Consider the following 12,677-nt stretch of genomic DNA (forward strand, 5'->3'; position numbering starts at 1 on the left):
CCCCTTAGCAGCGCGCCGGCGTTCCTCTTACTGCACCTTGCCCAGGCCCGACGGGCGGCGCGGATCGCTGGCCGCGTCGAGCTTGCCGCTCTTGAGGTCCCAGGTGACCACGTTCATATAGCCCCAGGGCGAGCGGGATTTCAGCGTATAGCCCATGCGGGTCAGCGCGTCGGTGGTGGCGGCGTCGAACACGCCCTCCTCCACGTCCACGCGGTCCGGCATGTACTGGTGATGGAAGCGCTTCTGCCCGGCGATGCCGAGCGCGTCCTTGCCATCGATAAACGCCATGATGCCTTCCAGCACCTGGGTGATGATGGTGGAGCCGCCGGGCGAGCCGATCACGCCGACGCGGTCGGCGCCGAACACGATGCTCGGCGTCATCGACGACAGCATGCGCTTGCCCGGTTCCGGCGCGTTGGCGGTGCTGCCGAGCAGGCCGTAGACGTTGGGCTTGTTCGGCACCAGGGCGAAGTCGTCCATCTCGTCGTTGAGCAGCACGCCGGTGCCGTCGGCGACAAAGGTGGAACCCAGGGTGTAGTTAACCGTGAGCGTGATCGAGGCGATATTGCCCTCGCGGTCGATCACCGAGAAATGCGTGGTGTGCATGCCCGGATCGACGCCGGTGCTGGCCGGCAGCATCGCCGAGGGCGTGGCCTTGTCCGGCAGGATGGTCTGGCGCAGGCCGGCCGCGTAGTAAGGCGACAGCAGCATGTCCAGCGGCATCTTCACGAAGTCCGGGTCGCCCAGGTAATCGTTGTGGTCGCGGAAAGCGCGGCGCATCGCCTCGATCACCAGATGGGTGCGGTGCGCGTCGTCCAGCTTGGTCAGGTCGAAGCCGGAAAGAATATTGAGGATCTCGGCCACCGCCACACCGCCCGAGGACGGTGGCGGCGCGGTGACGATGCGGTAGCCGCGGTAGTCGACCACGATCGGCGCGCGCTCTTTCACCTGGTAGCTCTCCAGGTCCTTCGCGGTCCAGTGGCCGCCGGCCGCGTTCACCGCGGCGACCAGCTTCTGCGCCACGTCGCCGCGATAGAAACCGTCGTGACCCTGCTCGCCCAGCAGTTCCAGCGTGCGGGCCTGGCCGGGGTCGCACCAGGTTTCGCCCTTGCCCGGCACCTTGCCGCCCGGCAGGAACTTGGCAGCGGAAGCGGGCCAGCGCTGGATATCCTTCTGGCGTTCGTCGATGGCGTTGAGCAGGCGGCTGTCCGGTTCGAAACCGTCGCGCGCCAGGCGCACCGCGGGAGCGAGCGACTGCTTAAGCGGCAGCTTGCCGTAGTGCTTGGCCAGCCAGGCCAGACCGGCCGGTTCGCCGGGGATGCCGGCGGAGAGCGGACCGTTGAGCGCGGCGTCGCGGTTGGGCGAGCCGTCGGCGCTGAGGTAGTCCTTGGCATTCACCGAAGCCGGCGCGGTCTCGCGCGCGTCGATGAAGATCTCCTTGCCGTCGGAAGCGCGATGCAGCACCGCCATGAAGCCGCCGCCGATGCCGGAGCTTTCCGGTTCCACCACCGACAGCGCGGAAGCCACCGCGATCGCGGCGTCGAAAGCATTGCCGCCCTTGGCGATCACCTCGAGGCCGGCTTCGGTGGCGTGGAAGTTGGCGCTGGCGATGGCGGCCTTGCCCGGGCCCTTCAGCGCGGCCGGCGTCTTAGCGGCGGCGGGAACGTTACGCGGACTATCTGCACATGCGGCGCCACTGACCAGCAGCAAGCCCAATAGCACGGCGCGGGCGCGCAGCGCCGGCCACTTCACGGAAAACCTCATGCCTGCCCCTCGTTCATCAACTGGCGGTACTTGAGTTGAAGCTGTTCCTGCGTCTCGGTGTGCTCGGGGTCGACCAGGATGCACTCGACCGGGCAGACCTCGATGCATTGCGGTTCGTCATGATGCCCCACGCACTCGGTGCACAACGCCGGGTCGATCACGTAGTACTCCTCGCCCAGCGAGATAGCCTTGTTCGGACAGACCGGTTCGCATACGTCGCAATTGACGCAGGTATCGAGGATTTTCAGGGACATCGCGCGAGTGTACACGGTAGCGCCGGATGCCGCGGCGCAGCAATCGGCCCAAGACTCAGGATTTCGCCCAATAAAAAACCCGCGGCGTCTGCACGCCGCGGGTTCTTGCTGCGAAGGCCGGAGCCCTGGCTTACATCGCCACGAAACGCAGCTTGGCGCCGGTCGGCTGCAGCGCGGTGGTGACGCGCGCCTCGTCGGCCTGGTCGCCGATGAACAGGATGATCACGTCCTTGAAGGAACCCGGCTTGGCATCCTTGAAGGCTTCGATGATCAGGTCGGCGGTCTTGGCCGATTCCGGGCCGGCGAACACCAGCATATTGCCCGGCAGCACGCCGCGGGCCACGGTGTCCTGCACGTTCGACAGCTGGCGGTCGCGCTTGGCCTTGTCGTCGTCGCTGTCGCCGGCGTTCACCAGGTAGGGGTACGGGCGATCGGCGGTCATGCCCTGCATGTTCTTCTGCACGATCTGGCCGAGGTACGAGTTCCACGCCTTGGCGTCGTTCGGGTCGGTCGGCTTGGAAACCTGCGCAGCCTGCGTGGTGGCTTGGCCGGCATTCTCGTCCTCGCCCTTGTTGCAGCCGGCGAGGGCCAGCGAGCCGAGCGCGATGGCGGCAAGGAGTGCGTACTTGTACATGGTGGTCACCCTGGAGTTCTTGGAAGTCTGGAGGTGGATCCCCGGAAGACAGGACCCTCCGGTGCCGCTGACGGGAACGCTGCCCCTGTCCGCAGGATGGCCGGGAGCATACACGACGCCCCCCGGTGCAACCACGCCTCAGATACGGCGCTGGCGCATCGCCTGCTGCACGGCCGGATGCACGAAACCGGAGATGTCGCCACCGAGGCGGCCGATCTCGCGCACCAGCGAAGACGAGATGAAGCTGTACTGCTCGGCCGGGGTGAGGAACAGCGTTTCCACGCCGGGGATCAGATGGCGGTTCATGCTGGCCAGCTGGAATTCGTATTCGAAGTCCGACACCGCGCGCAGGCCGCGGATGATCACGCCGGCATGGATCTCGCGCACGAAGTCCGCCAGCAGGCAGTCGAAGCCGCGCACTTCCACATTGCGCAGGTCGGCCAGGGCCAGCCGCGCCAGCGCGATGCGCTCGTTGAGGCTGAAGCCCGGACCCTTGCCGCCCTTGTTCTGGCTTTCGGCCACGGCCACCACCACGCGCTCGAACAGCGGCGCGGCGCGCGCGACCAGGTCGGCGTGGCCGTTGGTGATCGGATCGAAGGTGCCCGGGTAGACGGCGAGACGCGTATTGACCGGCGGATTCACGTGGGCTTCGACGCTGCGGCGAAAAGGACCGGTAGCTTAGCGCCTCGAAAGCCTCAGGCAACCCGCCGGTACAGTGCGTAATGCACCTCGCCGGCATGGCCCTCGCGATGGAGCTGCCACGTCGGCGGCAGGCTCAGCGCCTTGCCGCGCGGCGATTCGACGTAGATCCAGGCCGAAGGCGACAGCCAGCCGCCGGATTCCAGCCGTTTCGACAGCGGCTCCCATAGCTCCAGCGCGAAGGGCGGGTCGAGGAAGACCACGCCGTACGGCCGCGCCGGGCCTTGCAGGTAAGCCCCGGCATCCGCCGCCGCCACCTCGCCGCCAGCCGCCTTCAAGCGGACGAGGTTGCCGCGCAGGGCCTGTGCCGTGCGCGGATCGCGCTCCACGAACTGCGCGCGCACAGCACCGCGCGACAGCGCCTCGATACCCAGCGCCCCGGTGCCCGCGCACAGATCCAGGCACTCCGCACCGGCGATGACCGGCGCCAGCCAGTTGAACAGGGTTTCGCGCACCCGCTCGGCGGTAGGGCGCAGGCCCGGCAGTTCGGGCACGTCGAGACGGGAATTGCGCAGCGTGCCGCCGATGATGCGGATGCGCCCGGCCGCGCCGCTCATGTGAACCGCGGCCGCGCCGCGATGCGCGGGGTGCCGGCTGGGAGTCGGGGAGGAAAAGTCGGGGGTGGTAGCATGGGCGGCATTGTCTTCGAATCCCCGCCGCAATGCTCAAGTTCTGGAAGAAGAAACCCGCCGAGACGACCACGCCGCCGCCGGCCGAGCAGGCTGCAGACGAGCAGGCCGCCGACGCTCCGGCGGCGGCCATCCCGCACGACGCGGATGCCGGCTCGCTGGATAACCCGGCCCTTGGCGAAGCACTGTCGGAAGCCGCCCCGCCGGCCGAACCCGACACCGAAGAGCACCCCTTCGAAGTCCCCGCCGCCGAAGCCGCCCCGGCCAAGCGCAGCTGGCGCGAGCGCCTTTCCGGCAGCTCCTTCGCGCGTGGCCTGAGTTCGCTGTTCAGCCGCAATCCCAAGCTCGACGACGCCCTGCTCGACGAGCTGGAAACCACCCTGATCACCGCCGACGTCGGCATCGAAGCCAGCACCTCGCTGGTGGAAGACCTGCGCAAGCGCATGCACAAGCGCGAGTTCGGCGACGCCGCCGCCCTGCTGGCCGCGCTGCGCAAGGAACTGGTGACCCTGCTGGCGCCGGTGCAGCAGCCGCTCGACGTCAGCGGACGCAAGCCATTCGTGGTGCTCACCGTGGGCATCAACGGCGTGGGCAAGACCACCACCATCGGCAAGCTGGCGCGCCGCTACCGCGACGAAAACCGCGCGGTGCTGCTCGCCGCCGGCGACACCTTCCGCGCCGCCGCGGTGGAACAGCTCAAGACCTGGGGCGCGCGCAACAACGTGCCGGTGATCGCCCAGGGCCAGGACGCCGATTCGGCCAGCGTGATCTTCGACGCGCTGCAGGCTGCCCGCTCGCGCGGCGCCGACGTGCTGATCGCCGACACCGCCGGCCGCCTGCATACCCAGGGCGGCCTGATGGACGAGCTGGGCAAGATCGCCCGCGTGCTGAAGAAGCTCGACACCGACGCGCCGCACGAGGTGCTGATGGTGATCGACGGCACCACCGGCCAGAACGCGGTGAGCCAGGTACGCCAGTTCCGCCAGATCGTCGGCGTGACCGGCCTGGTGGTGACCAAGCTGGACGGCACCGCCAAGGGCGGCGTGGTGTTCGCGCTGGCCCGCGAGTTCGGCCTGCCGATCCGCTATGTCGGCCTGGGCGAAAGCGCCACGGACCTGCGCGTGTTCGACGCCCAGGATTACGTGGACGGCCTGCTGCCGGCCAGCATCGGTGCCTGACGGTATGCGCCAGCCATGCGAGTGAACCTGCCCCGCTGGCTGCGCATCACGCTGTGGAGCGTCGGTGGCCTGGCGCTGGTCGGACTGCTCACCGTGGTGATCTCGCTGTACCTGCTGCTGCAGCCGGGCCGCTTCACCGCGCTGCTGCAGCGCGAAGCCAGCAATGCCGGCCTGGTGCTCAATCTCGCCAGCCCCGCCAGCCCCACCCTGTTCCCGCGCCCCGCGCTGGAACTGCAGGGACTTACGCTGAGCGCGAAAGACGCCAGCATGCCGATCCTGCTCGCCGCGCGCGGGCGCCTGCAGTTGCCGTGGCGCGCGCTGCTGGGCAAGGAAACGGTGATTTCGCGGCTGGAGATCGACTCTCCGCGCGTGGACCTGGACGCACTGGAAGCCTGGGCCGCCAGCCTGCCGCCGCGTTCCGCCGGCGAGCCGCCGCAGATTCCGCGCATCGACGCCGGCGTGCGCGTGACGCGCGGCAGCCTGGTGCGCGGCAATGAACTGCTGCTGGGCGATGTGTCGCTGGATACCGGCAGCCTGATTTCCGGCCAGCCGTTTCCGCTGTCGATTTCCGCCAAGGACGCCGAGGGCGAACCGCTGCAGCTGGATCTGTCGGCGACGCCGCGGTTGAAGGGCGACACGCTGCAGCTCGATGCGCTGAGCGTGCATTTCTCCCAAGGCAGCACGCTCACCTTGCAGTTGTCCGGCGACGCGCACTGGCACGGCGCGGCCGATGCCTCGCTGCGCCTGCGCGGCAAGCTCGATCATGCCGAAGCCGGCGTCTACGACACCTCGCTGGTGCTCACTCCCGCCAACCAGGTCGACCCGCTGCTGCTGGCGGTCAAGCTCGACGGCCCCGGCAACCACGCCGACCTGCGCCTGCCGCCGCTGGCGCTGGCCGACTGGTGGGCGCAGCTCAACCATCCGCAGGGTCCGCGCCTGAGCGTGCCGCCTGGCAGCGGCACCGCCGAGATCGCCAAGCTGGAAAGCGGCGGCGTGAGCATCGAAGGCCTGAGCATCAAGACCGGTGTCGCGCCGGTGGCGGCGGCTTCCGCGGCCGCGCCCGCCGACAGCAAGTCCGCCGCGCCGCGCGCACCGAAATGAGCAAACCCGCGATGCCCGATTTCGCCACCCGGCTGCTGGCGTGGTTCGACCGCCATGGCCGCCACGACCTGCCCTGGCAGCATCCGCGCGGCGCGTACCGCGTGTGGCTGTCGGAGGTGATGCTGCAGCAGACCCAGGTCGGCACGGTGATCCCCTACTTCCAGCGCTTTGTCGGCGCACTGCCGACGCTGCGCGACCTGGCCGCGGCGGACGAGGACACGGTGCTCGCGCTGTGGTCGGGCCTGGGCTACTACCGCCGCGCCCGTTTCCTGCATCGCGCCGCGCAGCTGTGCGTGGAACAGCATGGCGGCGAACTGCCGCGCGACTTCGACGCACTCGCTGCCCTGCCCGGCATCGGCCGCTCCACCGCCGGTGCGATCCTGGCGCAGGCGTACGGGCTGCGCTTCGCCATCCTGGACGGCAACGTCAAGCGCGTGCTGACGCGCCATCTCGGCATCCACGGACATCCCAGCCAGAGCGCGGTGGAAAAAGAACTGTGGCGGCATGCGGAGGCATACACACCCGCCGCGCGCGTCGCCGATTACACCCAGGCGATCATGGACCTGGGCGCCACCGTCTGCGTGCGCTCCAAACCGAAGTGCGAGGACTGCCCCGTCGCCGCCGACTGCGTGGCGAAACGCGACGAGCTCACCGCGCAATTGCCCAGCGCCAAGCCCGCCAAGACCGTGCCCACGCGCTCCACCGTGATGCTGCTGCTGCGCGACGAACGCCGCCGCGTGCTGCTGGAACGCCGCGGCCCGCAGGGCGTATGGGCCGGCCTGTGGAGCCTGCCGGAAGCCGCGGGCACCGAGGACGCCTGGCGCAAGGCGCAGCAGCTGGCGCGCATCGACGACGCGCAGGCGCTGACGCCCTTCGTGCACGTCTTCAGCCATTACCGCCTGCAGGTGGAGCCGCTGCTGTTCGACGGCGCGACAGCGCATCGCGCAATCGCCGATAATCCCGCGCTGCGCTGGTGCGATACCGGCGACCTCGCCGCGCTCGGCCTGCCCGCTCCCGTGCGCACCCTGCTGCAAAGTCTTTAAGGAAACTCCGCGATGAGCCGTACCGTCCGCTGCGCCAAGCTCGGCATCGAGGCCGAAGGGCTGGACTTCTCCCCCTGGCCCGGCCCGCTCGGCCAGCGCATCTACGCGGAAATCTCCAAGCCCGCCTGGCAGGAATGGCTGGCGCACCAGACCATGCTGATCAACGAATACCGCCTCAATCCGCTGGACCCGAAGGCGCGCAAGTTCCTGGGCGAGGAAATGGAGAAATTCCTTTTCGGCGGCGACGTCGCACAGCCCGAAGGCTACGTGGCGCCGGACGCGGATTCTTGACGGCTGCGGCGAACTTCGGTTTAATGCGCGGCTCCACGCAGTACCGATGACCTTCCTGGTCGTCAGCACTTCTGGCCGAGTAGCTCAGTTGGTAGAGCAGGGGATTGAAAATCCCCGTGTCGGCGGTTCGATTCCGTCCTCGGCCACCATCTCAAGCGGTTTTCCAGCGTTGCGCTGAAGCAGCCGCTAAAAAATCCCCCGCCCTGCCAAAAACTCCGGTCATCCGATCGATGAGCTGTGCGCCGTGCTTGCGACGCCGCGTATCCGCGTCCGTCGAACGAGGCGGACGCACTTCGGATCGTTTGCGCCCTGCGTTCGGCGCCGCGTAAGCGCAAGCCCAAAAGCAGGCCTCGCTGCGTCAATCGGCCCACGCCGACCTTTAGCCTGTCGGTCATCGCCCCGCCATTGACCGATACACACTACGTGTGTATAACAGCCATGAACAGCGCCGACCTTCTCAAACTCCTCCGATCCAAAGGCTTCTTCGTGGTCGGCGTCCGCGGCAGCCACCACAAGCTGCGCAATGTGGCCAGAATCACGGTGATCATTCCTCATCCCAAGAAGGACCTGGGCAAGGGACTGGTCGCCGCCATACTCAAGCAGGCCGGCCTTTGAGCCTTGCCCGAGGTGCCTATGCGTTACCCCGTCGTCATCGAAACCGGCAACGATAAAACCGCCTTCGGCGTCATCGCCCCCGACTTCCCCGGTGTGTTCAGCGCCGGCGACACGCTGGACGAGGCCCTGGCCCAGGCCGAAGAGGCCATCCTGTTCGCGCTTGAAGACGTGGTGAGCGAAGGCAAGGACTTTCCCGCCGCATCGAATCTCGCCGACCTGATCTCGGGCAAGGACCCCAGGGGCGGCCCCAGGCATTTCCCGTCCACCCGGTGGGCCTGGCACGTCATCGACGTCGACACCTCCAGGCTCACCGCCAAGGCCATTCGCGTGAACATCACCGTGCCGGAGCCGCTGCTCAAGATGATCGACCGCTACGTGGCCGAGCATCCCGGCGAATCGCGCAGCGGCATCCTGGTGCGCGGTGCCCAGGCCATCATCAACCGCTAGCATCCGACGATGCGGCTGCTACATTCCCCTCCTCCCGATAAGAACCCCCGCAGCAATGCCTACTCGCATTTCTGACGATATCTGGCGTCAGTTCCAGGACGAACTCGCAGCTGTCGATCGCAAACCATCCGCGCCGCTGTCGCGCGACGAACTGGCCCGCCTGAGTCCGGAGCAGCGCCTGGCGCTGGCCAGGACCGAGTTCATGGACATCAAGCGCAAGTACGGCTTGAAGGTGGACGACGTGCTCACCTTCCTCCCGGAGGAGGAAGTAGTGACCTATCTGCAGCAACTGATGAACTGAACCGCCCGCCGCGCCCCAGGGAAGGATCGAGAACATGCTCGAAGGCATCTCCACGCTCGCCGGCACCCGCGTGCTGGTCTACGCCGCACAAGGTCCGCTGCTGGCTCAGGAGCGCGACGCGAACGATCTGATTGCCGAGGCCGGCGTGCACGAGGCGGTGTGGGTCGCCCTGCCCGCCGAACGCCTGCACGAAGATTTCTTCCGCCTCGACACCCGCCTGGCCGGCGCCATGCTGCAGAAGTTCGTCAACTACGGCGTGCGTGTCGCCGTGATCGGCAACATCGATGCATGGCTGGAACGCAGCAAGGCGCTGCGCGATTTCGCGCATGAGACCAATCGCGGAGCGATGTTCTGGTTCGTCGGCGATATGGCTGCGTTCGAACATAAGCTGCAGAACCTCACGGCCTGAACCGCCCGGAACCTGGCGCACCTCATAGGACTTATCTGATTCCGAGCATCGAGCCTCATCGGCACGATGCTCACGTGCCCGCGGCGAGGTCAGTTGCACGTGCCCCCTTGCCAGCCCGACCCTCGTCGCGGGCCACCTTCCTACTGCCGGGGATGGCCGGTACTGGCGAGCACGCCAGCGGCGGCGAGGTCGTCGGAGCGACTCGCCGCCGGGATTTTTCCCTCGCTATCCAGGCAGCGCGATGTTCAGCGCATCTTTCGCTTCGTGCACGCGGCGTCCTCGTTCACCCGAGGTTGCGTCCGCCGAAGGAAGACTCGACGAGCTCCATTCCCCACCGCAAAGAGGAGACGTCGATGAAGCTTCATCCTTCTTCATTGGCCACCGCACTGGCGCTCGCTGTAGCGCTGGCCGCTCCGCTCGCGATGGCGCAGGACGCGCTGACCGAACGGCAGGTGCATACCCAGCTCGAGCAGCAGGGCTACAAGAAGATCCACGATCTGAAATTCCGCGACGGCATGTGGCGGGCCCGCGCGAAGAGCGCGGACGGACGCAGCGTCACCGTCAAGATCGATCCGCGCACCGGCGAGGCCTATCCCGACGAGCAGGTGTCGCGCCTCAGCGAAACCGACGTGCGCGCCTCGCTGTCCACCTCCGGCTATACCCATGTGCACGATGTGGATTTCAAGGACGGCGTGTGGCGCGCCAAGGCGGAAAACCCCGCCGGCGCCGACGTGAAGCTGCAGATCGATCCGCATACGGGCAAGGTGATCGGCACCGACTGATCCCGCCGCATACACAAGCCACATACACAAAGCGCCGGTGGCTCACGCCCCGGCGCTTTGCATATCTGGATATCCATCCCCGAAAGCCGTTCGCGCGATGCGCCGGACGGCGAAATAAATAGGCGGCGTTCACGGCCATGTGGATTGCGTCGAGCCTGCTATCCCTAGCCCCCTGTCGACACGCCGCGGGAAGTCGAACACTTAGCTCCCCGGCGCGCATGGTAGGGAGCCTGCGCACAGGCGTTCTGTGATGCAGTTCCATCCGGCAGGAACTGTCTCTAGGACTCTTTGACATTATCTCGATCCAAAAAGAAACGGGACCGGCGCGCACACCACGCTCTATGATTGAGTCCGTTTTCCCCACAGGTAACGCCCGTGAAACGACTCGCCCTTTCGCTACTCGCCCTGTCCATTTCCAGCGCCGTGCTGGCGGCCCAAGCGCCGAGCTTCGATCCGCATCGCCTCTCGGCCGACGTGAAGACGCTGTCTTCCGATGCGTTCGAAGGCCGCGGCCCCGCCACGGCCGGCGAGACCAAGACCGTCGATTACCTGATCGCCCAGTACAAGGCCGCCGGCCTGCAGCCCGGCGGCGATCTGAAGAACGGCAAGCGCGCGTGGACCCAGGCCGTGCCGCTGCTGCGCGCGGAGATTACCGGTACGCCGGCGCTGTCGGTGTCGGTGGACGGCAAGCCGCAGGCGCTGACCCAGGGCGAGCAGATCGCCGTGCGCGCCGCGATGGACGGCTCCAGGCTGGTGGCAATCAAGGACGCGCCGCTGGTCTTCGTCGGCTACGGCGTGAAGGCGCCGGAGCGCAACTGGGACGACTTCAAGGGCGTGGACCTGCACGGCAAGATCGCCGTGGTGCTGATCAACGATCCGGATTTCGAAACCGGCCAGGGCGATTTCGGCGGCAAGGCCATGACCTACTACGGCCGCTGGACCTACAAGTACGAAGAAGCCGCGCGCCAGGGCGCGGCGGGCGTGCTGATCGTGCACGAGACCGAGCCGGCGTCCTACGGCTGGAACACGGTGAAGAACTCCAACACCAATGCGATGTTCGACATCGTGCGCGACAAGCCGGCCGACACGCACCCGCAGGTGGAAGCGTGGATCCAGCGCGATTTCGCGGTGGACCTGTTCAAGCGCGCGGGCCTGGATTTCGAGGCGCTGAAGAAGCAGGCGCAGACGCGCGAGTTCAAGCCGGTGACGCTGAAGGGCGAAAGCTTCTCCGCCAGCTACAAGGTGGACAGCAAAGTCATCACTTCGCACAACGTCGTCGGCCGCATCGATGGCGCCAAGCATCCGGACGAGACCGTGATCTACAGCGCGCACTGGGATCATCTGGGCGTCGGCGCGCCCGATGCCAAGGGCGACAAGATCTACAACGGCGCGGTCGACAATGGCACCGGCACCGCGGCGCTGATCGAGCTGGCGCGCGCGTTCAAGAGCGCGCCCAAGCCGGAGCGTTCCATCGTGTTCCTCAACGTCACCGCGGAAGAGAAAGGCCTGCTCGGTTCCGAGTACTACGCGGCCAATCCGCTTTACCCGCTGGGCAAGACGGTGGGCGTGATCAATCTCGACGCGCTCGACCCGCACGGTCCGGCGCGCAACTTCACCATTTCCGGCAGCGCCAAGCTGGATCTGCTGGACGACCTGATCGCCACCGCCAAGCGCTGGAACCTCAGCTACTCGCCGGACCCGAAGCCGGAAGCGGGCCACTTTTTCCGCTCCGATCATTTCTCCTTCGCCAAGCGCGGCGTGCCGGCGATCTCGTTCGGCTCGGGCAATGACTGGGTCGATGGCGGCCTGGCCGCGGGCAAGCAGGCCGAGGACGAATACACCGACAAGCACTACCACCAGCCCTCGGACGAGTGGGAAGCCGGCTGGTCGTTCACCGGCATGGCGCGCGACCTGCAGATCCTCTACACGCTGGGCAGCGAGCTGGCCAATTCGAACCAGTGGCCGGACTGGAGCAAGGATTCCGAGTTCCGCGCAACCCGCGACAAGACCGCCGCTGACCGCAAGTAAGCGGCGCTCACCGCAGCACACGAACGGCCCGCTTCGGCGGGCCGTTTGTTTTTCATCAGCGGATGAACGGAGATTTCACGAAGAGCCACAAAGCCGTCTTCGTCGAATCACGATCCGGTCATAGGCCGCGCGCACGCTATGCGGACACCGTCCCCCACGGCAAGAAACCGCTTCATGCTCGCCCAATACGTATACCCCGCCAAGGCAGGGCTGTTCCGCATCGTCCGCCACGGACGCCGCTGGCGCAGCATGTTCGACATGGAAGAAACCGGACGCCACGACAGCGCCGAACAGGCCCTGTCCGCGCTGCGCGAAGCCTGGCCGCATGCGCGCCTGCCGGCGTCGCTGGAAGAATGGCGTTATCTGCGCCAGGCCGCGGCGATGATGCATGGCCGCGATCCGGATGAGCCGGGAGAGCGCTGGCGCATGGCGGGCTGAACGCAACGTAGGTTGGGGTGAGCGCAGCGAACCCCAACTTGGCAGCACGGCTGCGAGGTTCGTT

At 67.1% G+C, this 12,677-nt stretch carries 16 protein-coding genes and 1 tRNA gene; 12 read left to right on the top strand and 5 right to left on the bottom strand.

Annotated features, from left to right (window positions below; genetic code table 11):
* Nucleotides 1–27 precede the first annotated feature (27 nt).
* The 5 genes from ggt to rsmD form a co-directional block, all read right to left on the bottom strand.
* Nucleotides 28–1,764 carry a gamma-glutamyltransferase gene (ggt, locus tag KK141_RS00645; RefSeq protein WP_214569561.1) on the bottom strand — a complete coding sequence of 579 codons (1,737 nt, stop codon included), beginning with the start codon at nucleotides 1,762–1,764 and terminating at the stop codon, nucleotides 28–30.
* Entirely contained in the window at nucleotides 1,761–2,018 is a 258-nt protein-coding gene (locus KK141_RS00650) for a YfhL family 4Fe-4S dicluster ferredoxin (RefSeq protein ID WP_167256670.1), read from the bottom strand. Before KK141_RS00650 ends, ggt begins: the two co-directional genes overlap by 4 nt.
* Nucleotides 2,019–2,148: 130 nt before the next feature.
* Entirely contained in the window at nucleotides 2,149–2,652 is a 504-nt protein-coding gene (locus KK141_RS00655) for a hypothetical protein (protein ID WP_214569562.1), read from the bottom strand.
* 138 nt (nucleotides 2,653–2,790) lie between these two features.
* Nucleotides 2,791–3,294 (bottom strand): pantetheine-phosphate adenylyltransferase, encoded by a 504-nt coding sequence (coaD, locus tag KK141_RS00660; RefSeq protein WP_026636784.1) that lies wholly within the window; start codon nucleotides 3,292–3,294, stop codon nucleotides 2,791–2,793.
* A gap of 53 nt (nucleotides 3,295–3,347) precedes the next feature.
* Entirely contained in the window at nucleotides 3,348–3,908 is a 561-nt protein-coding gene (gene rsmD, locus KK141_RS00665) for a 16S rRNA (guanine(966)-N(2))-methyltransferase RsmD (protein WP_214569563.1), read from the bottom strand.
* A gap of 104 nt (nucleotides 3,909–4,012) precedes the next feature.
* Between rsmD and ftsY the strand changes: the two genes are divergently transcribed.
* The 12 genes from ftsY to KK141_RS00725 all read left to right on the top strand — a co-directional run bounded on the left by ftsY (nucleotide 4,013) and on the right by KK141_RS00725 (nucleotide 12,613).
* Entirely contained in the window at nucleotides 4,013–5,158 is a 1,146-nt protein-coding gene (ftsY, locus tag KK141_RS00670; RefSeq protein ID WP_214569564.1) for a signal recognition particle-docking protein FtsY, read from the top strand.
* 15 nt (nucleotides 5,159–5,173) lie between these two features.
* A complete protein-coding gene (locus KK141_RS00675) occupies nucleotides 5,174–6,259 on the top strand; it encodes an AsmA family protein (RefSeq protein WP_250901465.1) in 1,086 nt (361 codons plus the stop codon).
* A gap of 11 nt (nucleotides 6,260–6,270) precedes the next feature.
* Entirely contained in the window at nucleotides 6,271–7,302 is a 1,032-nt protein-coding gene (gene mutY, locus KK141_RS00680) for an A/G-specific adenine glycosylase (protein WP_214569775.1), read from the top strand.
* Nucleotides 7,303–7,314: 12 nt separating this feature from the next.
* Nucleotides 7,315–7,593, top strand: a complete 279-nt coding sequence (locus tag KK141_RS00685) for an oxidative damage protection protein (RefSeq protein WP_214569565.1) — start codon at nucleotides 7,315–7,317, stop codon at nucleotides 7,591–7,593.
* Nucleotides 7,594–7,666: 73 nt separating this feature from the next.
* A tRNA-Phe gene (locus tag KK141_RS00690) sits at nucleotides 7,667–7,742 on the top strand.
* Nucleotides 7,743–8,031: 289 nt separating this feature from the next.
* Nucleotides 8,032–8,208, top strand: a complete 177-nt coding sequence (locus KK141_RS00695) for a type II toxin-antitoxin system HicA family toxin (RefSeq protein WP_214569566.1) — start codon at nucleotides 8,032–8,034, stop codon at nucleotides 8,206–8,208.
* A gap of 18 nt (nucleotides 8,209–8,226) precedes the next feature.
* Nucleotides 8,227–8,655, top strand: coding sequence for a type II toxin-antitoxin system HicB family antitoxin (locus tag KK141_RS00700; RefSeq protein WP_214569567.1), 429 nt, complete (start codon nucleotides 8,227–8,229; stop codon nucleotides 8,653–8,655).
* Between the two features lie 55 nt (nucleotides 8,656–8,710).
* Complete coding sequence (locus KK141_RS00705; protein WP_214569568.1) at nucleotides 8,711–8,956, top strand: 2-hydroxyacyl-CoA dehydratase; 246 nt, start codon at nucleotides 8,711–8,713, stop codon at nucleotides 8,954–8,956.
* Nucleotides 8,957–8,990: 34 nt separating this feature from the next.
* Nucleotides 8,991–9,365, top strand: a complete 375-nt coding sequence (locus KK141_RS00710; protein WP_214569569.1) for a DUF4180 domain-containing protein — start codon at nucleotides 8,991–8,993, stop codon at nucleotides 9,363–9,365.
* 353 nt (nucleotides 9,366–9,718) lie between these two features.
* Complete coding sequence (locus KK141_RS00715) at nucleotides 9,719–10,147, top strand: PepSY domain-containing protein (protein ID WP_214569570.1); 429 nt, start codon at nucleotides 9,719–9,721, stop codon at nucleotides 10,145–10,147.
* A 375-nt stretch (nucleotides 10,148–10,522) separates the two neighbouring features.
* Nucleotides 10,523–12,175, top strand: coding sequence for a M28 family metallopeptidase (locus tag KK141_RS00720; protein ID WP_214569571.1), 1,653 nt, complete (start codon nucleotides 10,523–10,525; stop codon nucleotides 12,173–12,175).
* A 174-nt stretch (nucleotides 12,176–12,349) separates the two neighbouring features.
* Entirely contained in the window at nucleotides 12,350–12,613 is a 264-nt protein-coding gene (locus KK141_RS00725) for a hypothetical protein (RefSeq protein ID WP_214569572.1), read from the top strand.
* The last annotated feature ends 64 nt before the right edge of the window (nucleotides 12,614–12,677 follow it).

It is taken from the genome of Dyella sp. LX-66 (genome assembly GCF_018599165.1).
GTDB lineage: Bacteria > Pseudomonadota > Gammaproteobacteria > Xanthomonadales > Rhodanobacteraceae > Dyella_D > Dyella_D marensis.